Source organism: Rhizobium sp. RSm-3 (assembly GCF_001854685.1).
GTDB lineage: Bacteria > Pseudomonadota > Alphaproteobacteria > Rhizobiales > Rhizobiaceae > Rhizobium > Rhizobium ecuadorense.
Genome location: NZ_MAWZ01000002.1, coordinates 388,096 through 412,123, shown reverse-complemented (window position 1 = coordinate 412,123; position 24,028 = coordinate 388,096). Strand labels below are relative to the sequence as shown.

28 protein-coding genes are annotated in these 24,028 nt (G+C 62.9%); 15 read left to right on the top strand and 13 right to left on the bottom strand.

What is annotated here, in order from left to right; translation table 11 throughout:
* Positions 1–61: 61 nt before the first annotated feature.
* Positions 62–937 carry a glutathione-dependent disulfide-bond oxidoreductase gene (gene yghU / locus BBJ66_RS05125; protein WP_049731363.1) on the bottom strand — a complete coding sequence of 292 codons (876 nt, stop codon included), beginning with the start codon at positions 935–937 and terminating at the stop codon, positions 62–64.
* A 211-nt stretch (positions 938–1,148) separates the two neighbouring features.
* Here yghU and BBJ66_RS05120 point away from each other — a divergent pair, with 211 nt between their 5' ends.
* From BBJ66_RS05120 to BBJ66_RS05110, 3 genes are read left to right on the top strand one after another with little or no spacing between them, the layout of a single operon-like run.
* Positions 1,149–1,397 (top strand): type II toxin-antitoxin system ParD family antitoxin, encoded by a 249-nt coding sequence (locus BBJ66_RS05120; protein ID WP_049731362.1) that lies wholly within the window; start codon positions 1,149–1,151, stop codon positions 1,395–1,397.
* Entirely contained in the window at positions 1,394–1,684 is a 291-nt protein-coding gene (locus tag BBJ66_RS05115) for a type II toxin-antitoxin system RelE/ParE family toxin (protein ID WP_010064973.1), read from the top strand. Before BBJ66_RS05120 ends, BBJ66_RS05115 begins: the two co-directional genes overlap by 4 nt.
* Before the next feature lie 25 nt (positions 1,685–1,709).
* A complete protein-coding gene (locus tag BBJ66_RS05110; protein WP_071085408.1) occupies positions 1,710–1,898 on the top strand; it encodes a hypothetical protein in 189 nt (62 codons plus the stop codon).
* Positions 1,899–1,957: 59 nt separating this feature from the next.
* Here the strand turns inward: BBJ66_RS05110 and BBJ66_RS05105 are convergent, their stop codons facing one another.
* From BBJ66_RS05105 to BBJ66_RS05075, 7 genes are all read right to left on the bottom strand, one after another.
* Positions 1,958–3,037 (bottom strand): ABC transporter ATP-binding protein, encoded by a 1,080-nt coding sequence (locus BBJ66_RS05105; RefSeq protein WP_071085406.1) that lies wholly within the window; start codon positions 3,035–3,037, stop codon positions 1,958–1,960.
* Between the two features lie 21 nt (positions 3,038–3,058).
* Positions 3,059–3,439: a cupin domain-containing protein gene (locus tag BBJ66_RS05100; protein WP_049731596.1), complete on the bottom strand. Its 381-nt coding sequence runs from the start codon at positions 3,437–3,439 to the stop codon at positions 3,059–3,061.
* A 15-nt stretch (positions 3,440–3,454) separates the two neighbouring features.
* Positions 3,455–4,546, bottom strand: a complete 1,092-nt coding sequence (locus tag BBJ66_RS05095) for a Gfo/Idh/MocA family protein (RefSeq protein ID WP_071085404.1) — start codon at positions 4,544–4,546, stop codon at positions 3,455–3,457.
* 2 nt (positions 4,547–4,548) lie between these two features.
* The gene (locus BBJ66_RS05090; protein ID WP_049731594.1) at positions 4,549–5,376 is read right to left on the bottom strand and encodes a carbohydrate ABC transporter permease; all 828 of its coding nucleotides are present in this window, start codon (positions 5,374–5,376) and stop codon (positions 4,549–4,551) included.
* Positions 5,373–6,275: a carbohydrate ABC transporter permease gene (locus tag BBJ66_RS05085; protein ID WP_210293407.1), complete on the bottom strand. Its 903-nt coding sequence runs from the start codon at positions 6,273–6,275 to the stop codon at positions 5,373–5,375. Before BBJ66_RS05085 ends, BBJ66_RS05090 begins: the two co-directional genes overlap by 4 nt.
* A gap of 92 nt (positions 6,276–6,367) precedes the next feature.
* On the bottom strand, positions 6,368–7,624 hold the full coding sequence (locus BBJ66_RS05080) for an ABC transporter substrate-binding protein (RefSeq protein ID WP_049731593.1): 1,257 nt from the start codon (positions 7,622–7,624) through the stop codon (positions 6,368–6,370).
* Positions 7,625–7,702: 78 nt separating this feature from the next.
* Entirely contained in the window at positions 7,703–8,356 is a 654-nt protein-coding gene (locus BBJ66_RS05075) for a GntR family transcriptional regulator (protein ID WP_049731592.1), read from the bottom strand.
* Positions 8,357–8,486: 130 nt separating this feature from the next.
* Here BBJ66_RS05075 and BBJ66_RS05070 point away from each other — a divergent pair, with 130 nt between their 5' ends.
* Both BBJ66_RS05070 and BBJ66_RS05065 read left to right on the top strand, forming a co-directional pair.
* Complete coding sequence (locus BBJ66_RS05070) at positions 8,487–9,683, top strand: Tm-1-like ATP-binding domain-containing protein (protein WP_049731591.1); 1,197 nt, start codon at positions 8,487–8,489, stop codon at positions 9,681–9,683.
* An 11-nt stretch (positions 9,684–9,694) separates the two neighbouring features.
* Entirely contained in the window at positions 9,695–10,519 is an 825-nt protein-coding gene (locus tag BBJ66_RS05065) for a phosphoenolpyruvate hydrolase family protein (protein WP_049731590.1), read from the top strand.
* 74 nt (positions 10,520–10,593) lie between these two features.
* Here BBJ66_RS05065 and BBJ66_RS05060 read toward each other — a convergent pair whose 3' ends face one another.
* The gene (locus BBJ66_RS05060; RefSeq protein ID WP_049731589.1) at positions 10,594–11,439 is read right to left on the bottom strand and encodes an NAD(P)-dependent oxidoreductase; all 846 of its coding nucleotides are present in this window, start codon (positions 11,437–11,439) and stop codon (positions 10,594–10,596) included.
* A gap of 215 nt (positions 11,440–11,654) precedes the next feature.
* Between BBJ66_RS05060 and BBJ66_RS05055 the strand changes: the two genes are divergently transcribed.
* From BBJ66_RS05055 to BBJ66_RS05045, 3 genes are all read left to right on the top strand, one after another.
* Complete coding sequence (locus BBJ66_RS05055; RefSeq protein WP_049731599.1) at positions 11,655–12,122, top strand: universal stress protein; 468 nt, start codon at positions 11,655–11,657, stop codon at positions 12,120–12,122.
* A 93-nt stretch (positions 12,123–12,215) separates the two neighbouring features.
* Positions 12,216–13,130 (top strand): DnaJ C-terminal domain-containing protein, encoded by a 915-nt coding sequence (locus BBJ66_RS05050; protein ID WP_049731588.1) that lies wholly within the window; start codon positions 12,216–12,218, stop codon positions 13,128–13,130.
* 2 nt (positions 13,131–13,132) lie between these two features.
* Positions 13,133–13,456, top strand: a complete 324-nt coding sequence (locus tag BBJ66_RS05045; RefSeq protein ID WP_049731587.1) for a chaperone modulator CbpM — start codon at positions 13,133–13,135, stop codon at positions 13,454–13,456.
* Positions 13,457–13,479: 23 nt separating this feature from the next.
* Here BBJ66_RS05045 and BBJ66_RS05040 read toward each other — a convergent pair whose 3' ends face one another.
* From BBJ66_RS05040 to BBJ66_RS05030, 3 genes are read right to left on the bottom strand one after another with little or no spacing between them, the layout of a single operon-like run.
* The gene (locus tag BBJ66_RS05040) at positions 13,480–14,409 is read right to left on the bottom strand and encodes a phosphatidate cytidylyltransferase (RefSeq protein WP_049731586.1); all 930 of its coding nucleotides are present in this window, start codon (positions 14,407–14,409) and stop codon (positions 13,480–13,482) included.
* Entirely contained in the window at positions 14,406–15,026 is a 621-nt protein-coding gene (locus BBJ66_RS05035; RefSeq protein ID WP_008529810.1) for a lysophospholipid acyltransferase family protein, read from the bottom strand. Before BBJ66_RS05035 ends, BBJ66_RS05040 begins: the two co-directional genes overlap by 4 nt.
* A complete protein-coding gene (locus BBJ66_RS05030) occupies positions 15,023–15,652 on the bottom strand; it encodes a CDP-alcohol phosphatidyltransferase family protein (protein ID WP_049731584.1) in 630 nt (209 codons plus the stop codon). The genes BBJ66_RS05035 and BBJ66_RS05030 overlap by 4 nt, the downstream gene beginning before the upstream one ends.
* Positions 15,653–15,767: 115 nt before the next feature.
* Between BBJ66_RS05030 and BBJ66_RS34715 the strand changes: the two genes are divergently transcribed.
* The 7 genes from BBJ66_RS34715 to BBJ66_RS05000 all read left to right on the top strand — a co-directional run bounded on the left by BBJ66_RS34715 (position 15,768) and on the right by BBJ66_RS05000 (position 23,223).
* Positions 15,768–15,914, top strand: a complete 147-nt coding sequence (locus BBJ66_RS34715) for a hypothetical protein (RefSeq protein WP_160320261.1) — start codon at positions 15,768–15,770, stop codon at positions 15,912–15,914.
* A gap of 76 nt (positions 15,915–15,990) precedes the next feature.
* Positions 15,991–16,977 carry a BMP family protein gene (locus BBJ66_RS05025; RefSeq protein WP_049731583.1) on the top strand — a complete coding sequence of 329 codons (987 nt, stop codon included), beginning with the start codon at positions 15,991–15,993 and terminating at the stop codon, positions 16,975–16,977.
* An 8-nt stretch (positions 16,978–16,985) separates the two neighbouring features.
* Positions 16,986–18,398, top strand: coding sequence for an amidase (locus BBJ66_RS05020; protein ID WP_071085402.1), 1,413 nt, complete (start codon positions 16,986–16,988; stop codon positions 18,396–18,398).
* Positions 18,395–19,927, top strand: a complete 1,533-nt coding sequence (locus tag BBJ66_RS05015) for an ABC transporter ATP-binding protein (RefSeq protein ID WP_071085400.1) — start codon at positions 18,395–18,397, stop codon at positions 19,925–19,927. The genes BBJ66_RS05020 and BBJ66_RS05015 overlap by 4 nt, the downstream gene beginning before the upstream one ends.
* A complete protein-coding gene (locus BBJ66_RS05010) occupies positions 19,917–20,966 on the top strand; it encodes an ABC transporter permease (RefSeq protein WP_071085398.1) in 1,050 nt (349 codons plus the stop codon). Before BBJ66_RS05015 ends, BBJ66_RS05010 begins: the two co-directional genes overlap by 11 nt.
* Positions 20,963–21,907, top strand: coding sequence for an ABC transporter permease (locus BBJ66_RS05005; protein ID WP_071085396.1), 945 nt, complete (start codon positions 20,963–20,965; stop codon positions 21,905–21,907). Before BBJ66_RS05010 ends, BBJ66_RS05005 begins: the two co-directional genes overlap by 4 nt.
* 26 nt (positions 21,908–21,933) lie before the next feature.
* Positions 21,934–23,223: an amidohydrolase family protein gene (locus BBJ66_RS05000; RefSeq protein ID WP_071085394.1), complete on the top strand. Its 1,290-nt coding sequence runs from the start codon at positions 21,934–21,936 to the stop codon at positions 23,221–23,223.
* 99 nt (positions 23,224–23,322) lie between these two features.
* Here BBJ66_RS05000 and BBJ66_RS04995 read toward each other — a convergent pair whose 3' ends face one another.
* Entirely contained in the window at positions 23,323–24,021 is a 699-nt protein-coding gene (locus BBJ66_RS04995; RefSeq protein WP_071085391.1) for a ribonuclease activity regulator RraA, read from the bottom strand.
* Positions 24,022–24,028: the final 7 nt, after the last annotated feature.

Here is a 24,028-nt window from a genome sequence, read left to right as displayed (position 1 = left end):
CGTCGCCGTAAAGGCGGCGGAGCATCGTTTATGGCTGCAAAACGTGGCTGGGGCCGCCCGCTTACTCGGCAGCCGCGAGCTTGTCCTGCGTCCTGGTGTCGAAGTCGCTGGCGTCGTGGCGCTCGTGCAACTGGCTCGAAAGGTCGCCGGAGAGGCGGTTGACCATCCGGCCGCGTTGCACGGCCGGGCGGCTGAAGACCGCATCGGCCCAGCGCTGGACGTTCTTATAGTCTTCGACCCGTAGGAATTCGGCCGCACCGTAGGTCCAGCCCTTCACCAGGCCGCCATACCAGGGCCAGACGGCAATATCGGCGATCGTATATTGGCTGCCGGCCAGATACTCGCTTTCGGCCAGACGGCGATCGAGCACGTCGAGCTGGCGCTTCACCTCCATGGCGAAGCGGTCGATCGCATATTCGATCTTCGTCGGCGCATAGGCGTAGAAATGGCCGAAGCCGCCGCCGAGATAGGGGGCGCTGCCCATCTGCCAGAACAGCCAGGACAGGCATTCGGCGCGGGCGGCCGGCACTGTCGGCAGGAAGGTGCCGAACTTCTCGGCGAGATAGGTGAGGATGGCGCCGGATTCGAAGACCCGGATCGGCGTTTCGCCGCTGCGGTCCATCAGCGCCGGGATCTTCGAGTTGGGATTGATCTTGACGAAATCGCTTCCGAACTGGTCGCCATCGCCGATCCGGATCAGCCAGGCGTCATATTCCGCGCCGCTATGGCCAAGCGCCAGCAGCTCTTCTAGCATGATGGTGACCTTCTGGCCGTTCGGCGTGCCGAGCGAATAGAGCTGCAGCGGATGACGGCCGATCGGAAGCTCCTTCTCATGTGTCGGCCCAGCGATCGGGCGATTGATGCTGGCGAACTGGCCGCCATTCGCCTTGTTCCAGGTCCAGACCTTCGGGGGGATATAATCGGAAGAACCGCTCATCTTTCAAACTCCTGGCATTGATCGGATCGAGCACGGCGCCTCGTTGGGCCGTCGCATTTTTCCTGACATAGCAGAGGCGATGCGGTTTGTCAGAGGGGTCGGGGCGGCTTCACACAATCGTCAGAGCTGGCCAGGGATCAGATTCACGTCGTGAAGACGGGGCTTTGTTATGTACCAAAAATTGGTATATTGGGCTTAAAGGAGATTCAGCATGGCCAGAAATACGTCCATATCGCTCAGCGACCATTTCGTCAGCTTCATCGACACGCAAGTTCAGGCTGGCCGCTATGGTTCAGCCACTGACGTCGTTCGGGCCGGCCTTCGCCTACTTGAAGAACACGAAGCCAAAGTGAAGGCATTACAGGACGCCTTGATAGAAGGCGAGGAATCCGGCCCTGCCACACCCTTCGATTTCGATGCGTTCAACGTTCGCAAACGGGCGACGTTCGAGGCGAAATGACAGGCATCATATTTTCCCCCGCCGCGCAAACCGATATTGACAAGATTTGGGATTACACAGCGACGAGTTGGAATGTCGATCAGGCAGAGCGTTACATTCAGGACATAAGAGACGCCTGTCACGAACTGGCGGAGGGAACACGGATGAGCCGTCCCTCAGACATTCGGAAAGGGTACAGAAAGGTCTCCGTTGGCTCTCATTTTCTGTATTTCAAAAGTAATGATGCGGGCCAGATCATCGTTGTACGCATCCTTCATCAAAGAATGGATGTAGCCAAACACTTGTAAGGCTGTTGCGGGGATTGCTTGACTATTGCAGTCAGTCGCAGCTTTCCGGCCGCGCAAATCGCGTCTGGTCGCCCGGCGAGCACGCGGCTGCCTCGACGCCGCCCGCCAGCCGGCGAAAACATCCCATCCCTCGAAAAGTCATCGCCGCCCGATCCTCCTTTCCGAGGAAATCGGCGATCTCCCGCATTTCGGCAACCAATCGATCGGCTTCTGATCATTCGGGGCGGCTTTACACGATCGTCAAAATATCAACAAATTCAGGAAACGAAGGTCTCAGACATTCGTTTCAGGAAGGCGTCTGCCCGTCGCGGCCGAAAACAGATGTTCGCCGGCCGCTCGCAAGGTGAAGCGGATCGTGTCGCCGGGGTTTATCGCGATGCGCTCGCGAAACAGCATATTGACGTTTTCCTCGCCGATCCGGGCGACGACCTGTGTCTCCGCCCCGGTCGGTTCGACGACGACGATCTTCGCCGGTGTCCCCTCCTCGGCGATTGCGAATTGTTCCGGCCTGATGCCGTAGATGAGTTCCTCGCCGGGATCGGCCGTGCCGGGGCGTAGCGATAGCGGCATGGCGACGCCGCTGTCGGTGCGGAAGATCGAAGGCGCATCGGCCTGGATGCGGCCCTTGAGCAGGTTCATTGCCGGCATGCCGATGAAACCGGCGACGAAGGTCGTCGCCGGTCGGTCGTAGATCTCCAAAGGCGTTCCGATCTGCTCAACGATGCCGTCACGCATCACGACGATCCGATCGGCCATGGTCATCGCCTCGGTCTGGTCGTGGGTGACATAGACGGTGGTGATCTTCAGCCGCTGGTGCAATTCCTTGATCTCGGCGCGCATGGCGACCCGCAGTTTGGCGTCGAGATTGGAAAGCGGCTCGTCGAAGAGAAACACTTTAGGATCGCGCACGATGGCGCGGCCCATGGCGACGCGCTGGCGCTGGCCGCCGGAGAGATGGCGCGGATGACGGTCGAGATAGGGTTCGAGCGCCAGGATCCTGGCGGCGGACTGCACCCGCCGGCCGATCTCGTCCTTGGCCGTGCCGCGCAGCTTCAGCGAAAATCCCATATTCTCGGCGACCGTCAGATGCGGATAGAGCGCGTAGCTCTGGAACACCATGGCAATGTCCCGCTCCTTCGACGGCAGGCCGTTGACCATGCGGCCGTCGATCGAAAGACGGCCCTCCGAGATCGTCTCCAGGCCGGCAATCATGCGTAAGAGCGTGGACTTGCCGCAGCCGGACGGGCCGACGAGCACGATGAACTCGCCATCTTCGATGTCGACATCGACGCCATGGATGACGGGTAGCGTGCCGTAGGATTTGCGGATGTTGTGAAGCGCGATCGACGCCATGATATTTTCCTCAGGTTGCGCTCAGGCCGCGCCTTCGCCTTCATGATTGACCGCCGTCCTGGTGCCGGAGGAAAACATGATCAGGGCGAAGAGCGGTTCGGTGCCGAGTGCGCGCGCCCAATGACGGACATTGCGGGGAATGCGGATGGCGTCGCCGGCTTCGAGCCGGTAAAGCGCATCGCCGAGCTTGTGTTCGCAAAGGCCGGAAACGACGTAGAGGATCTCCTCGCAATCGGGATGCGAATGCAGCTGGTTGCGCTCACCGGGATTGATGCGGCAGGTGCCGAAGGTCATCTCGGCGCCGGGCGTGCCGTCGCCAGTGATCTTCCAATTGAGTTCGCCCCATGTGGTCGGCATGAATTCGCCGCCGGCTTTCCTGAAAATAATATCGGTCTCGCTCAAGGTGGTCCCTCCCCGTCAGAGATTGGTGGTGACGCCGGCATCCGTGCGTCGGTAAAATTCGAAGAGCTTCATGATCTCGCGGGCGATTTCGAGCGTGCCCCGGGTGATCGATGTGCCGGAAAGGATCGCATCCGTCAGATGCAGGATCTCGGGCACATAGCCGAGATAGAAGAGATTGTTGTTGTAGAGCTGGCCGAGCGAATGCTCCGGCTCGTAGATGAGCGCGGCATTCTCGTCCGGCTGGATGAAGCTTGCGGCGCGGCCATAGGACGGCAGCTCCGCCTTGCGGAAGTAGGTCAGCCGGCTGCCGTTTTCGACGATGGCATTGGCGCCTTCGCCGATGATCTCCACCCGCTCGAAGATGCTGCCGCCGGATTGGCCGGCGGCAAGATGCAGCGTGCCGATCGCGCCGGAGCGGAAGCGCAGGCTGGTGACGGTCGCTCCGGTCAGCGCTTCCCATTCGTAGCCGGCGCGTTCGATCTCGCCGCCGAGAAAATTGAGGATCGCTCCCGGATGGTAAATATGGTCGAGAAAGCTCTGCATCTTGACGAGATCGGCACGGTCTTCCGGGCTCGGCAGGCTCTGGGGATAGCGGACGTTGATCGAGGTCAGTCTGCCGAAGCCGGGCGAGCCGATCAAATCCCTGAGCTTCTCGATCGTGGGGAAGAAGGTCTTCTTGAGACCGGTCATCACCATGCGGCCGGCCGCGGCACTTGCCGCCTGCAGCCTTCCGATATCCTCCAGGCTCGCCGCCGTCGGCTTCTCCATCCAGACATGCGCGCCGGCTGCCAGCGCGTCGAGTGCCAGATCGCTCGCCTGCACCCGGCCGTCGGGATGATAGGCGGTGACGAGAAAGACCAGGTCCGGCCTTTCCTGCTCGAGCATATCGCGGTGATCGGTATAGGCTTTGCCGGCGCCGAAAAGCTTGGCGAATTTTTCGGCGCGGCCGAGATCGAGATCGCAGATGCCGGCAAGCTCGACCGGTGCATAACGCAGTGCCGGATAGACATTGCGATAGGCATGGCCGCCGGCGCCGATGAAGCAGGCCCTGATGCGATGGTCGAATTCGAAATTGTAGCGGATGTCCCGCTGGACGTGGTGCGACATGGTCAGCCCTTGATTGCTCCCTGCGTCAGCCCCTCGGTGAAGCGGCGCTGCATCAGGATGTAGAGAAGAATGATCGGCAGGAACGAAATCACGGTCCCTGAGAAGACCAGGCGGTAATCCGAGGCATAGGTGCTGGCGAAACGGACCAGCCCGAGCGGCAGCGTTTGGACCTCAGGGCTGATCAGCACGATCAGCGGCAGGAAGAAATCGTTCCAGGTGGAGAGCGCGCTGATGATGACGAGCGCCTGCACCGCCGGCGTGGAGATCGGCAGAAAGACCTTGGTGAGGATCTGGAAATGCGAAGCGCCGTCGATCTTGGCGGCCTCGATCAGATCATCCGGCACGCCGATGAAGAAGCTCCGCATCAGGAAGATGCCGAAGGGAATGCCGTTGCTGACCTGCACCAGCACGATACCAGCAAGCGTGTTGACGAGGTTCAGTCCGAAAAGCACCTGGTAGAGCGGAATGACGATCGCCTGGACCGGCACGGTGAGGCCGAGGATGAAGGCATAGAACAGCCATTCCCGGCCGGGAAAGCGGATTTTGGCGAGCGCATAACCGGCCGGCGCGCAGGTGACGAGCGACAGGGCGACGACACCGATGAGGTTGATGAGGCTGTTGCCGACGAGGTCGCCGAAGCCGCCGATCTGCCAGGCGTCCAGATAGTTCCGCCACATCAGGTCGGCGGGCCAGGTGAAGGGATCGGCTCGGCCGATCTCGGCCTCGGTCTTGAAACTCGATATCAGCAGCCAGACGAAGGGGGCGAGGATCAGGATCAGAACAGGGGTCAGCGCCAGCGCCACCGGCCATTCGCGATTGCGCACACTCATTGGGAAAGCCTCGCGCGCCAGCGGTTGAAGACGATGGTGATGGCGATCGCAAGTAGGCTCAGCAGGATGCAGAGCACCGCCGCAAGCCCGTGATCCTGGGATTGGAAGGCAAGCCGGTAGATGTAGGTGGTGATCAGCTCGCTCTGATAGAACGGGCCGCCATTGGTCATGACGAAGACGGTGGCGAAGCCCTTCAGGCCATTGATCATCGCCAGCGAAACGACGAAGGTCGTCACCTCGCGAAGCCCCGGCAGCGTCACATGGATCAGCTTCTGGAAGGCGTTGGCGCCGTCCACCTCAGCCGCATCGTAAAGCGAGCGGTCGATATTCTGCAGCCCGGCGATGAAGAGCAGCATGTAGAGGCCGAAACCCTGCCAGGAGCTTGCGAGATTGACGGAAAAGAGCACCAGCGCCGGGTCGGAAAGCCAGCCCTGCGTGAAGGCGCCGAGCCCGATCCGCGTCAGGCCGGTGTTCAGCAGGCCAAAAAACGGATCGTAGATATTGGCCCAGATGACGCCGACGACGGCGAGCGACACCAGATGCGGCAGGAAGAAGGCGGTGCGGAAGAAGACTTGCGTCACTCTCAGCCTGCTGACGGCAAGCGCCAGCAGCAGGCCGAGCCCGCCCGCCATCACCACATGATAGGCCAGCCAGACGAAGGTATGGACCAGGCTCTTCCAGACGATCGGATCATGCGCCGCCTTGGCATAATTGCCGAAGCCGACGAAGCTCGCGGATGTGTTGAAGCCGGCCGAGCTGTTGAAGCTCAGCCAGAAGGTGGCGACGATCGGCAGCAGGGTGAAGACGGCATAGAGGCCGAGTGCTGGCGCCATCAACCAGAACGCGGTGCCGGCATCGCCGTTGGGCGAAGCGGACCTGGCCGTACGGCGTTTGGACATACGGGCGGACAGGCCGCCCGCATGTCCCGCCACGGCAGACGCATCCCTGAGAGGAGCCACGACCTTGCTTCCGGGCGTTTCTGGAATGACCACTATTTCGCCTCTGCCATCTTCGCCTGGATCTGCTTCATGCCGTCCTCGCCGCCGATCTGGCCGGAGATGAGGCCCTGGATGACCTGGAAATAGGTGTCGAGCACGGTGCCCGGCAGATAGACGCTCGGATTGTAGCCGACGCCGCCGGCCGCGGCCGTGAAGATATCCTTCAGCACCGGGGTCGGCGGCTCGACGCCTGTGATTTCACGCGGATAGATCATCGTGCTTGCCGGATCCTGGGCGCGTTTCTTCATCACCGCATCAGACAGCATGAAGTCGATCCATTTCATCGCGAGTTCCGGCTGCTTTGAGTTGACCGGCACCAGCCAGCTCCAGCCGACGCCGCCGGTCGGCATCGCCGCGCCCTGGATGTCGGAAGGCATGGGCGCATAGCCGGCGTTAGTGAGGTCATAGCCTGCCTTGCGGGCATTGGCGGTGAACCAGGGGCCTGCGACGAACATGGCCGCGCGTTTGTTGAACCAGAGGCGCGAGGCGCCATCGAGATCGAGACCCGCCATTTCCTTCTTGATATAGCCCGCCTCGACCAGCTTCTGCAGCCGGATGGCGCCGGCGGCGACCGATGGATCGTCCCAAGCGATCTCGCGGCGCAGCGCCTTGCCGATCACCTCCTTGCCGCTTGCCGATTGCAGCAGGTTGCCGAAGAGATGGCCGGCGCTGCCCGTTGTGCGCGGGCCGATGGCGATCGGCTGCAGACCGGTCTCCTCGATCGATTTCATCAGCGCTTCGAATTCGCTCCAGCTCGCCGGGATCTTCCAGCCGGCCTGCGCGAAAATATCCTTGTGGTACCAGATACCAAGCGCATCGAGGCCATCGGGAACCTCATAGATCTCGCCGCCGAACTGGCCCTTCAGCTCGGTGTAGAGCCAGGGATAGATCTGGTCCTTCCAGCCGCGCTTTTCATATTGCTTGGTGAGCGGCATGACCTGCTTGGCGTTCTTGACGACGCTGATGCGGCCGATGCCTGAATTGGTGAGGATCACGTCCGGGCCGGCATCCGACTGGATCGCCGCCTGCACCGCGCCATTGCTGATCGTTCCGGTCGGCGGCATGAACTCGACGGTCACGCCGGGATTGGCCTTCTCGAAATCGGCCTTGATGCCGTTCCAGAGCTGCGCGACCAGCGGTTCGGTGATCTGTTCCGGCCCCCACATCTTCAGGGTCTCGGCATGTGCCGCCAGCGAACTTGCGGCAAGCATCGCCGCCAGTGCCGTGCTGCGGGCAAGAAATTTCAGCATTGTTCCCTCCTCCGGGCCGCTCCTCGGCCACGTTTTTACTGTTGAAAAGGAGACCTCCCTCTCCTTCACGTCCTTCGGCTAACCCTTCTGAAAGCGCGCCATGACCGCCTGCTGGACGTCGCTGATATGCGCGTGCATCAGCGCCTTCGCGCGGCCAATGTCGCGCGCCCGGAAAGCCTGCAGGATCTGATCGCGCTCCTCGGCCGCCCTTTCGGCCAGGTCGCGGCTCTCATTGGCGATCGAGCGGCAGATCTGGATCTGCAGCGCCAGCCGCGCCAGCGTCTCGATCAGTGGCAGGCTTCCCGACAGCTCGGCGATGGTCTCGTGAAATTCCTTGTCGCGGATGCCATAGGTCTCCATGTCGCCGCGGCGCAGCGCCGCCACCGCCTCGTCCAGGATGCGTTCGAAGCCTGAAATATGCCGGTCGCTCATCTGCGGGACGGCGAGCTCGACGGCGAAACATTCGAGCGTCTTGCGCAGATTGTAGAGATCATCGATCTCCTTCGGCGTGAAGCTGCGCACGAAGAAGCCGCGATAGGGCTTGATCTCGATCAGCCCTTCCTTGGCCAGCGTGCCGATCGCCTCGCGGAACGGCGTGCGGCTGACCTGCAGGCGTTCCGTGAGTTCCTTTTCATCGATCGAGACGCCGCTCGGCAGTTCGCCGGAGACGATCAGGCGAACGATTTCCTCGTAGATCCGCTCGCGAAGGGTGAGGTGGCGCGGTGCGTTCATGGTCTCCATTTCCGTCTGGCGTTCATGATTTAAGTATGCAATATGCGAAAGAATATACAATATGGAAAATACAAAATCGGAAATTTTATCGAAAACACACAGAGAAAGTTCAAAAAGAGGAGGAAAACCAATGGGAAAGGTCTATGTCGTCGGCACCTGCGACACCAAGGGAGCGGAACTGAACTACGCCCGGGAGGTGGTTCATGCGGCCGGCGCCGATGCCGTGCTGGTTGATGTCGGCACGCTTGGGGAGGATGCCGGCGCCGACATCCGGCCGCGCGAAGTCGCTGAATTTCATCCCGAGGGCGCGGCGGCCGTGCTCGGGCAGAGCGATCGGGGAACGGCGGTCTCAGCCATGGCCAAGGCGCTGACGGCATTCCTGAGATCGCGTGATGACATCGGCGCCGTCCTCGGCCTTGGCGGAACCGGCAATACCGCGCTGGTGACCGAGGCGATGCGTGCGCTTCCGATCGGCCTGCCGAAACTGATGGTCTCGACGGTCGCCTCCGGCAATGTCGCGCCCTATGTCGGGCCGAACGATCTGACCATGATGTATTCGGTCGTCGATGTCGCCGGCCTCAACGCGATCTCGCGCAAAGTGATCGGCAATGCGGCGAACGCCGCCGCCGGCATGGCCCGCAATCCGATCGCCGCTTCGAGCGATGATCGGCTTGGTATCGGCATGACCATGTTCGGCGTCACCACGCCTTGCGTCACGCAGGTTCGCGACATGCTCGGCAAAACGCATGAAATCTACGTCTTCCATGCAACCGGCGTCGGCGGCCAGTCGATGGAGAAACTTGCCGATTCCGGTCTGCTGCAGGGCGTGATCGATGTGACGACGACGGAGGTTCCCGACCTCCTGGTCGGCGGCGTCTTTCCGGCGACCGAGGATCGCTTCGGTGCCATCATCCGCACCGGCCTGCCCTATGTCGGCTCGGTCGGTGCCGTCGACATGGTCAATTTCGGTGCGCGGGAAACCGTGCCGGCGCCTTTTCGCGACCGCAGACTTCACGTCCACAATGCGCAGGTGACGCTGATGCGCACCACGCCGGAGGAAAACGCCCGGATCGGTGCCTTTATCGTCGAACGGCTGAACCGGATGCAGGGTCCGGTCTGCTTCCTGCTGCCGCTTCGAGGTGTTTCGGCCATCGATGCCGTCGGTCAGCCATTCCACGATCCGGACGCCGATGCGGCGCTGTTTTCAGCCATCCGTACCGGTTGGCGCGATGCGGAGAACAGGCGCCTCGTCGAGATCGACGCCCACATCAACAGCCCGGAATTTGCGGCTGTGCTCGTTTCCAATTTCCACGACATTCATGCCTGAAGGAGAGAGTTTTGACCCGTATCGACAGAAACGACATTCTGACCAAGCTTCGCCGCAAGATCGCCGCGGGCCGGCCGATCATCGGCGGCGGCGCCGGCACCGGCCTTTCGGCCAAGAGCGAGGAGGCCGGCGGCATCGATCTGATCGTGATCTACAATTCCGGTCGTTACCGCATGGCCGGGCGCGGCTCGCTGGCCGGCTTGCTCGCCTATGGCAATGCCAATGAGATTGTCAAGGAGATGGGCCGCGAGGTGCTGCCGGTCGTGCACCACACGCCGGTGCTTGCCGGCGTCAACGGCACCGATCCCTTCATGCTGCCAGATCTTTTCCTCGACGAGTTGAAGGCAATGGGTTTTGCCGGCATCCAGAATTTCCCGACCGTCGGGCTGATCGACGGCACCTTCCGCGCCAATCTAGAAGAGACCGGCATGGGCTTCGATCTGGAAATCGACATCATCGCCCGCGCCAATGCCAAGGACATGCTGACGACCCCTTACGTCTTCAGCAGCGAGGACGCCATAGCCATGACCAAAGCCGGCGCCGATATCGTCGTCTGCCATCTCGGCCTGACCACGGGCGGCGCGATCGGCGCCGAAACGGCGCTGACGCTCGACGGATGCGTGGAGAAGATCAACGCATGGTCGGATGCCGCAAGGTCGGTGCGCGACGACGTCATCGTGCTCTGCCATGGCGGACCGATCGCCATGCCGGCGGATGCGGCCCATGTGCTCGCCCGCTGCAAGGGGTGCAACGGCTTTTACGGCGCAAGCTCGATGGAGCGGTTGCCGACCGAGGTCGCGATCCGGGCGCAGGTCGAGGATTTCGCCAAGATATAGGCGCGGTTTGGACCGGCCGTACGCCAGCTGTCGGCGTCTCCGTTGGGGGCGCCGACGGCGAAGAGCCATAGTGGTCAGCCGCCGGTTTCCGCCAGGATCTCGTCCAACTGACTGGTGAGCATACGGCTGCCCTTGACGTCGTCCGCCAGCCTGGCAAAAACCTCCGCCATGCCCCGAAAAATCGTCGCAGCCGGATCGTCTTCTCCGAGGAAATCGGCGATCTCCTGCATTTCGGCGACCCAGCGATAGGCTTTCGGATACATGTCGGGAATGGATTTCGAGAGCTTTCGGTCGACGTCGGGAAGGCTTTCGGTGAGTTCGGCCTTCAGGCTTTCGGCAGCACCCGAGCGCGATGCGGCAAGCAGCATCGCCGCGCCGAGGCCGGTAAAGCCCTTGTTGATGCCGGCGTAACACATCTTCAGCGCCGAAGCCGCGCCGAGCGGCCCATCGAGTCTGCGGACCTTGAGGCCGTAATCTTCGAGCAGCCTGCTTTGCTCCGCGCTATCGCCGCTGACATAGAGGGTCGGACCTGGTTTACCGGGAGCCGGCGGCCCGCCGATGATGGTGCCGTCCAACACGTCCATAGTGGTGCCGCCGAACCGCGCCGCCAATGCCTGCATGGTTTTCGGCGCAATCGCGTTGAGGTCGATGAAAGGCGGCGGCGTCGGCAATCCCGACGATATGTCGGCGACGAACTCGGCAACGCCGATCGCTTCCGCCGGCGGAACAATCGACAGGATGAGCGCGGCCTTCGCCAGATCCTGCCTGCCGACCGGCACCATGCCGGCTGCCGCAGCCCGCGCGATCGTCTGTTCACTGCGACCTTCGAGACAGGTCAGCACCGTGGCGCCATGGTCGATAAGCCGTCTGGCGACAGCGCTTCCCATGGCGCCCGCTCCGATAATCGCAAAATCCGGCATGTGAACCTCATGGTGTGACGGCATCGCATGAGAGCTATGGCCGATCGCGCCGCCGTCAACTGCGACACGTCGGCAGAACTCTCGTGTTGAAGGGGCGTTTTCCGTCCGGCCCGCCGATGGTGGTTGCGCATTTCGGTTTGATTTTGGTCAAAGCAGACGCGGTCGATACGGGTATGATCGGAGCGGCTATCTGCATTCTCAGGACATGGATCTCAATGTATCGGACGATCATCTGCGGCATCGGCATGGGTTCCAGGCAAACGGCAAACCGCCTGCTGCGCCGGGCGGCGGCACTGGTGGAGGAAGGCGGCAGCATCGTTGTCGTGCACGTCGTCGAAAACATCCCGCATCGTCACCTGGTGGAGCTTCCCGAGGAATTCGAAACGACTGCCATGGCCGATGCGGAAAGAAAACTTGCAGCGCTCTGCAAGGAGCTTGGGATTCCGGCGACGATCGAAGTTCGCGTCGGCACCGCCGCCTCCCTGCTCGTCGCAGTCGCCAGGGAGACGTCGGCTGATCTTATTCTGCTGTCATCGCATGTGCTCGATATCACCGACTACGTCTTCTCCTCGATCGTCGACAAGGTCGTGCGCCACGCCGGATGCTCGGTTCTCATTGATCGGCGTTTCGATTGCAGGCACTCCGGCGCGGAGTCGCAAGCGGAAGACACGGCGCTGCTCTAATCCAATGCGGTCTCCCCTCCCCGGCGGCGGCCTAAGAGCCTATATCTCTGCTAAGCCAACCGGCAGTATTGACTGCCCTGACCGGAGATATGCATGAGCCAGGATCCCTATGAGCTTCTGGGCGTGAAACGGGATGCGACGCAGAAGGATATTCAAAGCGCCTTCCGCAAGCTCGCCAAGAAACTTCACCCCGACCTTAACCCCGGCGACAAAAAGGCCGAGGAGCGGTTCAAGGAAATTTCGACCGCCTACGAGATCTTGAGCGACGAGGAAAAACGCGGGCGCTTCGATCGCGGCGAGATCGACATGACGGGCGCCGAGCGGGCGCAGCGCAGCTATTACCGCGACTATGCCTCGGCGAGCGGTCCCGGTAATCCCTACCGCAACAGTTCCGGTTTTGCCGATTTCGCCGATGCCGACAATTCCTTTGCCAATTTCTTCTCGCGCCGCGCCGGCGGCGGCAGGATGCGCAGTCAGGGCCAGGACCGGCGGTTCTCCATGGAGGTCGATTTTCTCGAGGCGGTCAACGGCACCCGGACCGAGATCAAACTACCGGACGGGCCGCAGCTCGATGTGCAGATCCCGCCAGGCACCCGCGACGGCCAGACTTTGCGGCTGCGCGGCAAGGGCGAGCCGGGCATTGGAGGCGGGCTGCCGGGCGATGCCCTCATCGAAATCCGCGTGGGGCCTCACCGCTTCTTCACGCGCGACGGCGACGACATCCGCCTGGAGCTGCCGATCTCGCTCGGTGAAGCGGTGCTCGGCGGCAAGGTCCGCGTGCCGACACCGTCGGGACCGGTCAACCTGACGCTGCCCCCGCACTCGAATGCCGGCAAGGTCCTGCGTCTCAAGGGCAAGGGTGTCGCCACACGCGGCGGCGGGCACGGCGACGCCTATGTCACCCTGAAGATCGTGCTGCCCGACAATCCCGACGAACGGCTGATATCTCTGATGAAGGAATGGGCGACGGCAAATCCATACGATCCGAGGAAGAACATGGAGGCCTGATCATGGATGATCTTGAATTCCGTCTTTGCTTGAAAATCGACGTCGTCCAGCTCGATCTCTGGATCGAACAGGGCTGGCTGATCCCGGAGATGTCGGATGAAGGACGGCAGTTTCACGACGCCGACGTCGCGCGCGCCCGGCTGATCCTGGACCTCATGGGAAACATGGGGGTCAACGAAGCCGGCGTCGATATCGTCATGGAGCTGGTGGACGAATTGCACGGCCTGCGGGGAACGATGGGCCAGTTGATGACGGCGATAGGCAGGCAGGAGCGGGATGTTCAGCGCCGGCTGTTCGAGAGCCTGGAGGACATCGGCCGGTCTTGAACGGTCGGCCGCATGCCTTCACCTCAGGTGGTGAACCAGTAGCGCACGATGTGGAAGAACAGCGGCGCGGCGAAGGTGATGGAGTCGAGACGGTCGAGCACCCCGCCATGGCCTTCGATCACATAACCCCAATCCTTGGCGTTGAGGTCGCGCTTGATGGCCGACAGCACGAAACCGCCGAAGAAGCCGGCGACGACGATGACGGTGCTGACGGCCGCCGCCTGCAGCGGCGAAAACGGCGTCAGGCGATAGAGCAGCGTTCCGACGAGGATGGCCGAGGCGCCGCCGCCGATCAGGCCTTCGAGCGTTTTCGACGGGCTGATGTTCGGTGAGAAGCGGTGCTTTCCGAGCAGCTTGCCCCACACATACTGGAAGACGTCGCTGAGCTGCACGACGATGACGAGATAGATGAGAAGAAGCGCGGACGGCGTGCCGGTCTGCAGCATCATGAGGGCCGGTGCGTGGCTGATCGAATAGACCGTCAGCATCAATCCCCATTGCACCTTGGCGGTTCGCGCCAGGAATTCGTTGACGTCACCCGTCAGGGTCGCCACCGCCGGCAGGATCAGGAAGGCATAGACCGGAATAAAGATCGAAAATAGGCCGTACCATAGCGTTCCGAGCAGCACATATTGCACCGGCAGGACCACGAAGAAGGACAGGAACAGCGCCAGGTGATCGCCGCGCCGCGACGGCGTCAGCGTCCAGAATTCGCGAAGCGCCATGAAGGATAGAAACCCGAACAGGATGACCACCGCGGTATCGCCGAGCAGGATCGCGCCGCCGAAGACGGCGACCATGATCCACCAGGAGCGGATGCGGGCATTGAGGTTGTGGACGGTGGCTACGGAGCCGGGCTCGGTCGCGCGCCGTTGCAGGGTGAAACCGATGGCAGAGGCGACCGCAAGCAGGCCGAGGATTGCGGCAAGTACGATGGAGAAAAGGTTGGTCATGCGATGCGCACTCCGTCCGCAAGCTCGATAACCGCTGCACGGGCGCGGGCCAGGAATGCGTCCTTTCCTTCGCCCGGTTCGACGCGCAGCGGCTTGCCGAAGCGTGCCGTGCAGGTGATCGGGACAATCAGCCAGCTTCCCTTGGGCAGAATGCGCTGAAGATTGTCGAGATGGATCGGCACGAGATCAACATCGGGGAAACGGCAGGCGAGGCGATAGATGCCGCTGCGGAACGGGGCGACCTCATCATTGGCGCTTCTCGTCCCCTCGGGAAAGATCAGGATCGAACGACCCTCTTCGAGCAGCCGCTCGAGCGGTTCCAGCGGATTGCTGTCCGGCAGAGGCTTGCGGTCTATTAGGACGGCGCGCAGGCCTTTCTCGGCGATGAAGCGGCGTAACGGGCTCGTTCCCCAATAATCGCGCGCCGCGACAGGATGGGTCATCCGGCGGACCGGCCATGGGAGGGCGGCCATGACGGCGACGGTATCGACATGGCTGTTGTGATTGGCGAAATAGATGCGGCGGCGCGTGTCGGGCACGCAGCCCCGCCACTCGCTTCGGGCGCCGACCATGATACGGACGAACAGCACGAGAAGACGACGGATGATGGCAATCATAGGCTCTCCAGGGAGCGGCTGAGGCTTATCGTGCGCGTGACGCAGGTGACGAGGCTGCCGGCCGCGATGATGATGGAGGCGATGAGCAGCGACCAGCGGCTGGCCGATATCAGCGTCTCGATGCTTTGGGCAAGCAGGCCGGCGGTCAGCACCGCCATGCGGCGCTGCTTGGCCATGATGCCGCTGAAATCCTGGGGCAGACCGACCGATCCACCGAAGACCCTGATATAGGCGGTGAGCGCGGCGAGCAGCGCCGACAGCCAACCCAGCCAGGGAAAGCCGCAGGCATAGCCGGCCGCGACAATTAGCAGGCTGTCGGCGATCCGATCGGGAAATTCGTTGTAGATCGGGCCGCTCTTGGTTTTCTTGCCGCCTTCGATCGCGACCATGCCGTCGAGCAAATTGCAGACGAGCCGCATCTGCACGGCGATCGCAGCGCAGAGCATGGCGATCGGATGGGCCGTGAACAGGATCAGCGCCGCGCCGATGCCGGCAAACAGGATCGAGAAAAGCGAAATGCAGTTCGGCGTGACGCCGGTGCGCACCAGCCACGCACTCAGGCCGATCGCCCAAGACGATGACCGGCTCGCGATCGGTCGCCGCGAGGCGTCTTCTTCTTCACCCATTTTCTTGTTTCCCCACCCAACAGTTCTCTGCATATCCTGCAAATATCGCCGCGCCAAGCCCTGCAGATCCGGTCCGAGCTCTCCCTGCGCCGAAACGAAGGAGGCGATTATTGGTATGGAAATTCTCAACCGAGAAGCGCTGCGGCATCGAGGTGCAGCCTGCCACGCCACGGTCTTTCCGCCAAGTCGCGACGCCGAGCAGCCACGTAAAAATTCGGCGGTCGAGGAAAGAGCCCAAGGGGTCGATCAGCCTGATTTTTAAGCCTCTTCTCTCCTTGACACATTTTTAGGCGCTACTATGATTTTTGAACCAGATGGTAAAAAAAGGGGAGCAATCGATGACCAAAGACATCCTGATTTCACGCCGGGCAGTGATCGCATCGGGCATTGCGCTCGGAGTCAGCAGCTTCGCCCCGCTCGCAAGGGCTGCCGCCCCGCTGAAAGTTGCCGGCATTCATGCGTCGCCGGTTGAAAACGCCTGGAATTCCTGTCTTCACAAGGCGCTTCAGGACGCGGCCAAGGACGGCGTCATCGAATATGTCTTCTCCGAAGGCGTCTCCGGCACCGATTATCCCCGCGCCATGCGCGAATATGCCGAACAGGGCAACAAGCTGATCATCGGCGAGGCCTATGCCGTGGAGAAGGAGGCCCGGCAGGTCGCGGCCGACTATCCCGATACCGCTTTCGTGCTGGGTTCAAGCGGCGAGCAGGCCGGCGACAATTTCGGCGTCTTCGGCACCTGGAACCACGACGGCGCCTATCTGGCCGGCATGCTGGCGGGCAAGATGACCAAGTCGAACATCGTCGGTTCGGTCGGCGCCATTCCGATCCCCGAGGTCAACATGCTGATCAACGCCTTTGCCGCGGGCGTCAAGGCGGTCAACCCGGATGCAAAACACCTCGTCTCGTTCATCGGCACCTTCTTCGATCCGCCGAAGGCCCGCGAAGCTGGTCTTGCCCAGATCGACGCCGGCGCCGATATCCTGTTCGGCGAGCGCATCGGCACGGCCGATGCCGCCAAGGAACGCGGCATCAAGTCGGTCGGCTCGCTGGTCGATTATACGCCGCGTTATCCCGATACGGTGTTTGCCAACGCCATGTGGTATTTCCGCCCGATCCTCGATGCCGCGATCGCCGACGTCGCTGCCGGCAAACCGGTCGGCAGGAACTACACGTCCTACGGTCTGATGAAGGAAGGCGGCAGCGATATCGTCTTCGTCAAGGGCGTGGCGCCTGCCGAGGCGGAGGCAGCGATGGAGGCCAAGCGGGCGGAGATCAAGGCAGGCACCTTCGAAGTTCCGAAGATGATGGAAGAGCCGAAGTAGTTCGCCCCATGCAGGGCGATGCGACGGAGCTGGCGGCAGCGATCAGGCATGGTAGCCTGAGCGCTGCAGAAGCGATGCAGATCTCCCTCGAGGCCGCCGCGCGGCATGAGCCGCTCGGCGCGATCGCCTATCTCGACGGCGTCATGGGTCTCGCCACGGCGCAGGCCTGCGACCGGGAGCGGCAGAGCGCGCCCGAGCATTTCTCGGCGCGACCCTTTGCCGGCGTGCCGACCTTGGCGAAGGATCTTGGCGGTCCCTTCCGCGGATTGCCGGTAACGGCCGGTTCCCGCCTCTTCGAGAGAAAAGGCGGCGGAGCCGACTCCGATCTCGCGTCGCGGTTCCGCGAGGCCGGCGTCTGTCTGTTCGGTCTGACGACGAGCCCGGAATTCGGCCTTTCGCTCGCCAGCGAACCGGCAATCGGGCCTGTCTGTCGCAACCCGCTCGATCCGGCCCGCACCGCCGGCGGCTCGTCGGGCGGTGCGGCGGCAGCGGTTGCCGCCGGAATCGTCGCGATTGCCCATGCCACCGATGCCGGCGGCTCGATCCGTGTGCCGGCCGCCTGTTGCGGTCTCGTCGGAATGAAGCCGACCCGCGGCGCCATCCCCGGCGGACCTTTTTTCGGCAACCACCTTGCCGGCATCGCGAGTGACCTTGCGGTCTGCCGCTCGGTGCGGGATACGGCACTGATCTTCGGCAGTCTGAGCGGCAATGCACGCGGACCCGTTCCGGATCCCTCTCCCGCCGATGTCGACACCGACCGTTTGCGGATCGGCCTGTTGACCCATACCGGATCGGCCCACCCGATCGAGGACGATCGCCTTGCAGCCGTCGCGGATGCCGCGCGTGTGCTCGAGAAGGACGGACACGCTATCGTTCCGTTGGCCTGGGCCGAGTTCGAATGGAGCGCCGCCGCCAGCAGCCGTGCCTTCGCCGATATCGTTTCCGTCAACCTCGCCGCGCTGATCGAGGCGGCAGCTCTTGAGGAAAGCAGGGCCGAGCCCCTCACCCGGGCTTTCGCGATGCGCGGACGAGCGCTTTCGGCCACCGAACTCTGGAAAACGCTGAACGATGCGGTGCTGGTGAGCCACGCCCTCTGGGCGCTGTTCGACAAGGTCGATTGCATCCTGATGCCGATGCTCGCCTCCGCCCCCCTTGCGATGGGCTCCTTTCCGTCCGATCATGCCGACACCGATCTGCATCTGGAGCGAATGACCGCGTTTGCGCCGCTTGCCTGTCTTGCCAATGTTTCGGGTTTTCCTGCTTTGACGCTGCCTTTCGGAGAGGATGAGCACGCCATGCCGCTGCCGGTGCAGCTCATGATGCCGATGGGGCACGAGCCGCAACTTCTGTCGCTGGCGGCGCGCCTGGAAGCCGAGGGGCGATGGCAGCACCGTTTTCCAGTGGCGGGGTTGCCGTCATGACCGGGCCGGTTCTGGAAATTGTCGGCGTCAGCAAACGTTTCGGCGCCAACCTTGCCAATGACGATATTTCCATGATGCTGGCCAGGGGCGAGGTCGTGGCCTTGCTCGGCGAGAACGGTGCCGGCAAGACCACGCTGATGAGCATCCTTTTCGGCCACTACATGCCCGATGCCGGCCGAATTCTGATTGACGGCGCCGAGCTGCTGCAGGGCAAGCCGCGCGCGGCGATCCGCGCCGGCGTCGGCATGGTGCATCAGCATTTCTCGCTCGCGCCCAATCTGACCGTTCTCGAAAACGTCATGACCGGCACGGAAGGGCTGTGGTCCTGGCGATCGGCAACATCGGCGGCGCGCAAGAAGCTGCTGGCCATTTCCGAGCGCTTCGGCCTGCAAGTCGATCCGGATGCCCGCCTTGGCGACCTTTCGGTCGGCGAGCAGCAAAGAGTGGAAATCCTCAAGGCGCTTTACAACGATGCCCGCATCCTGATCCTCGACGAGCCGACGGCGGTGCTGACCAACATCGAAGCCGAGCGGTTGTTCACGACCCTGAAGGAAATGGCCCGCCAGGGCCTGTCGCTGATCTTCATCTCACATAAGCTCGACGAGGTGATGGCGGCGGCCGACCGCATCGTCGTGCTGCGCGCAGGCAGGATGGTCGCCGAGCGCAGGGCATCGGAAACAAGCAAGGCGGAACTTGCCGAGCTGATGGTCGGGCACCGCGTAACGCGGCCCGTTCGCGAGCCGTCGAGCCCCGGCGCCGTTGCGCTCGAGGCTTCAAGTGTGACCGTGCGCACCGGCGGCATCGATCGTCTGAAATCAATCAGCTTTCGGCTGCACCAGGGAGAGATCCTCGGCATTATCGGCGTTTCGGGCAATGGTCAGGCGGCGTTGGCGCATCTTCTTTCCGGCACGCTGGCGCGCAGCGGCGGCGACCTCAGGCTGTTCGGCGAAGTGGTCGGCAATCTCGGCGTCGCCGATGTCGTCGACGCCGGCATCGGCCGCATTCCCGAGGACCGCAACCATGAGGGCGTGATCGGCGAAATGGCGATCTGGGAAAACGCCGTGCTGGAGCGCATCGCCTCGCCGACCTTCTCCCGCCACGGTCTCGTCAACCGCAAGGCGGGCATGGCCTTTGCGAGAGAGATCATCGACGGCTTCGACGTTCGCGGCGGCGGCCCGGCGATCCGCACGCGGCTGCTGTCCGGCGGCAATATGCAGAAGCTCATTCTCGGGCGCAGCCTCTATCGGCGGCCGCGCATCCTGATTGCCGCCCAGCCTGCCCGCGGCCTCGACGAAGGGGCCGTGGCCGCCGTGCATGCGCGCCTGCTGGAAGCCCGCCGGCAGGGGACTGCGGTGCTGCTGATCTCGGAGGATCTCGACGAGGTGATCGCGCTCGCAGACCGTATCCAGGCGATCGTCGGCGGCCGGCTGTCGCCGCCCGTCGACGCCGATGGCGCCGACGCCCGCAGGCTGGGGCTGATGATGGCTGGGGAATGGCAAGAGACCCGCGAGGCCGATCATGCGATTTGAGCGCCGCGAACACCGTCCGCTTTCCCTGCTGATATTCACGCCTGTCGTCGCGGTCATTGCAGCACTGGCGCTGGCGGGCATCTTGATCTCGATCGCCGGCGCACCTGTTCTGGATGCCTATTGGCGCATCCTGACCGGTGCCTTCGGCTCGCGGCTTTCGGCGACCGAAACACTGACGCGGGCAACACCACTGATGCTGACCGGACTTGCCGCCGCCGTCGCCTTTCGCGCGCGGCTCTGGAATATCGGCGCCGAGGGCCAATTCTACCTCGGCGCCATCGCCGTCGCGGCGGCAAGCTCGAAACTGCTCGGCAATCTTCCGGCCCCCATTCTCATTCCGCTTCTGCTGCTGATTGGTGCGATCGCCGGCATGGTGCTGATCTTGATCCCGTTGTGGCTCAGGCTGCGCTTTTCCGTCGATGAGGTCGTTACCAGCCTGCTGATGAATTTCATCGCCGTGCTTTTCGTCTCGATGCTCATCGACGGCGTCCTCAAGGATCCGCTCGCCTTCGGCTGGCCGCAGTCGCAATCCGTCAGCGATCATGCCATGCTGCCGAAGCTGATCGCCCGCTCGCGTCTGCATATCGGTTTGGCGATTGCGATCGCCCTGGCGGTCGTCGTCCACTTCGTCCAGTCCCGCACGGTCTTCGGCATGCAGTCTCGCGCAGCAGGCCTCAGTCCCGCCGGCGCGGTCTTCGCAGGCGTGCCGCTCGGCAGAACGCTGGTGAAGGTTGCTTGTCTCTCGGGCGGGCTTGCGGGGCTCGCCGGAGCGATCGAGGTGATGGGCGTCAAGGGTTATGTGACGACGGACCTGTCGCCCGGTTTCGGCTATGCCGGCATCGTCGTCGCCATGCTCGCCAACCTCAATCCGCTCGGCGTCGTCTTCGCCGCCATTTTCACGGCCACGATGTTCGTCGGCGCCGACGGCATGAGCCGGGGTCTCGGCATCCCGACCTATATTGCCGACGTTACCGTGGCGCTGTCGCTGCTGACGATGCTGATCGCACTGTTCTTCACCCAATACAGGATAAGGCGATGACGCAACTGTTCGATATCATCGCCTCCGCCGGGCTCTGGGCGGCAGTCCTGCGGATCGCCACGCCGCTGATTTTCGGCACGCTCGGCGCCCTGCTCTGCGAACGAGCCGGCGTGCTCAATCTCGGTATCGAAGGCATCATGACCTTCGGCGCGATGATCGGCTGGCTTTCCGTCTATCACGGCGCCGATCTGTGGACCGGCCTGCTGATCGCCGCGGTCGCCGGCGGCATCTTCGGCCTGCTGCATGCATCGCTGACGGTGACACTCGGCCTGTCCCAGCATGTCTCCGGTCTCGGCGTCACGCTCTTTGCCTCCAGTTTCAGTTATTATGTCTTCCGGCTGATCGTGCCGCTTGCCAATACGCCGCCCACCATCGTGCCCTTCCAGCCGATCGCCATTCCCGGCCTCTCGACGCTGCCTTTCATCGGCCCGGCCTTCTTCACGCAGACGGCGCCGACCTATCTTGCGATCCTGATCGCGCTGTTGATGGCCTATATCATCTTTCGCACACCGGTGGGGCTCGCGATCCGCATGACCGGCGAGAACCCGCATGCGGCGGAAGCCCAGGGCGTCAATCCGATGAAGGTGCGTTACGGCGCGGTCATCGCCGGCAGTGCGCTGATGGGAATGGGCGGCGCTTTTCTGACATTGTCGGCGTTCAACAGCTTCTTCCCGACCATGGTGCAGGGGCGCGGCTGGATCTGCATCGCGCTTGTCGTGTTCGCCTCCTGGCGGCCGGGACGCGCGCTGTTCGGCGCTCTGCTCTTCGCCTTCTTCGATGCCTTTCAGCTTCGGCTGCAAACTGCGCTGAGCGGACTTGTGCCCTATCAGCTCTTCCTGATGACGCCCTATATCCTTTCCATTGCCGCGCTAGCCGTCATGGCCCGCCGCGCCCGCGTCCCGCAGGCGCTGATGCAACCCTATCGTCGCGGCGAGCGCTGAGACCGTCCACATCCAAAGAGGCTCCGATGTTCGATCTGATCGTCAGAAACGCAAATCTCCCTGATGGCCGAACCGGCATCGACTTCGGCATTGAGGGCGACAGGATCATCGCCGTCGAGCGCAATCTGCAGGCGCAGGCGCCGGAGGAAATCGACGCAACCGGCAGGCTGGTCAGCCCGCCTTTCGTCGATCCGCATTTTCACATGGACGCCACGCTATCGCTTGGCCTGCCGCGGATGAACGTGTCGGGTACGCTGCTCGAGGGCATCGCGCTCTGGGGGGAGCTGCGCCCGGTCGTGACCAAGGAGGAACTGGTCGATCGCGCGCTGCGCTATTGCGATCTGGCGGTGACGCAAGGCCTGCTCTTCATCCGCAGCCATGTCGATACCAGCGATCCCAGGCTGGTGACCGTCGAGGCGATGATCGAGGTCCGCGAGAGGGTCGCGCCCTATATCGATCTGCAACTGGTCGCCTTCCCGCAGGACGGCTATTACCGCTCGCCGGGCGCGATCGACGCGCTCAACCGGGCGCTCGACATGGGCGTCGATATCGTCGGCGGCATTCCTCACTTCGAACGGACGATGGGCGAAGGGACGGCCTCGGTCGAGGCGCTCTGCCGCATCGCCGCCGATCGCGGCCTGCCGGTCGACATGCATTGCGACGAAACCGACGATCCGCTGTCGCGCCATATCGAGACGCTGGCGGCTGAAACCATCCGCTTTGGCCTGCAGGGACGCGTCGCCGGTTCGCATCTGACATCGATGCATTCGATGGACAATTATTATGTCTCGAAACTCATCCCGCTGATGGCGGAGGCTAAGATCAACGTCATCCCCAACCCGCTGATCAACATCATGCTGCAGGGCCGGCACGATACCTATCCGAAACGCCGCGGCATGACCCGGGTGCGCGAGCTGATGGACGCCGGGCTGAATGTCTCCTTCGGGCACGATTGCGTCATGGACCCCTGGTATTCGATGGGATCGGGCGACATGCTGGAGGTCGGCCATATGGCGATCCATGTCGCGCAGATGGCCGGCATCGACGACAAGAAGAAGATCTTCGACGCGCTGACCGTCAATTCGGCGAAGACGATGGGGCTTGCAGGCTACGGCCTGGAGAAAGGATGCAATGCCGACCTCGTCATCCTTCAGGCAAGCGACACGCTGGAAGCGCTGCGGCTGAAGCCCAACCGGCTGGCGGTGATCCGCCGCGGCAAGGTCATCGCCCGTTCAGCGCCGCGCATCGGCGAGCTTTTCCTGGACGGGCGCCCGACGCGGATCGACGGCGGCCTGGACTACACGCCGGGTCATTGAGATGCGACGGGTTTCCGGCTTTCCGGGGCAGTTTCAATTTGAGCCAAAACAAAAGGGCTCGCGACGCAGCGACCCTTTCAATTCAATTTGGCCTGAAAATTATTTCTTCGAAGCCTCGTAGAGCGCCCTGGTATCGGCGTTCATCGGATAGAGGCCGGGCAGCGGCACGCCGTCATCGATCCTGGTCATGATCCAGGCTTCCATACGCTCCTGTTCCGGCGCTTCATCGAGCACGGTGTCGAGCAGATCGGCCGGAATCAGCACCGCGCCGTCCTGGTCGACGACGATGATGTCATCGGGGAAGACCGCGACGCCGCCACAGCCGATCGGCTGCTGCCAGGCGACGAATGTGAGGCCGGCGACCGAAGGGGGGGCCGCGACGCCGCGGCACCAGACCGGCAGGTGGCTGTCGAGCACACCGGCGACGTCTCGCACGACGCCGTCGGTGACGAGGGCCGCGACACCGCGCTTCTGCATGCGGGCGCAGAGGATATCGCCGAAAATGCCGGCATCGGTGACGCCCATCGCATCGACGACCGCAACGCAACCTTCAGGCATCGCCTCGATTGCGGCACGTGTCGAGATCGGCGAGGCCCATGAGGCGGGTGTCGCCAGATCTTCACGGGCTGGAACGAAACGCAGGGTGAAGGCCGGGCCGACGATGCGCGGCTGGCCGGGCTTCAGCGGAACGGCGCCGCGAATCCAGACGTTCCGTAGTCCCTTCTTCAGAAGAACGGTCGTCAGGGTCGCCGTCGAGACGGTGTTGAGGGTTGCTATTGCTTGAGCGTCGAGGGCCATTGTATCG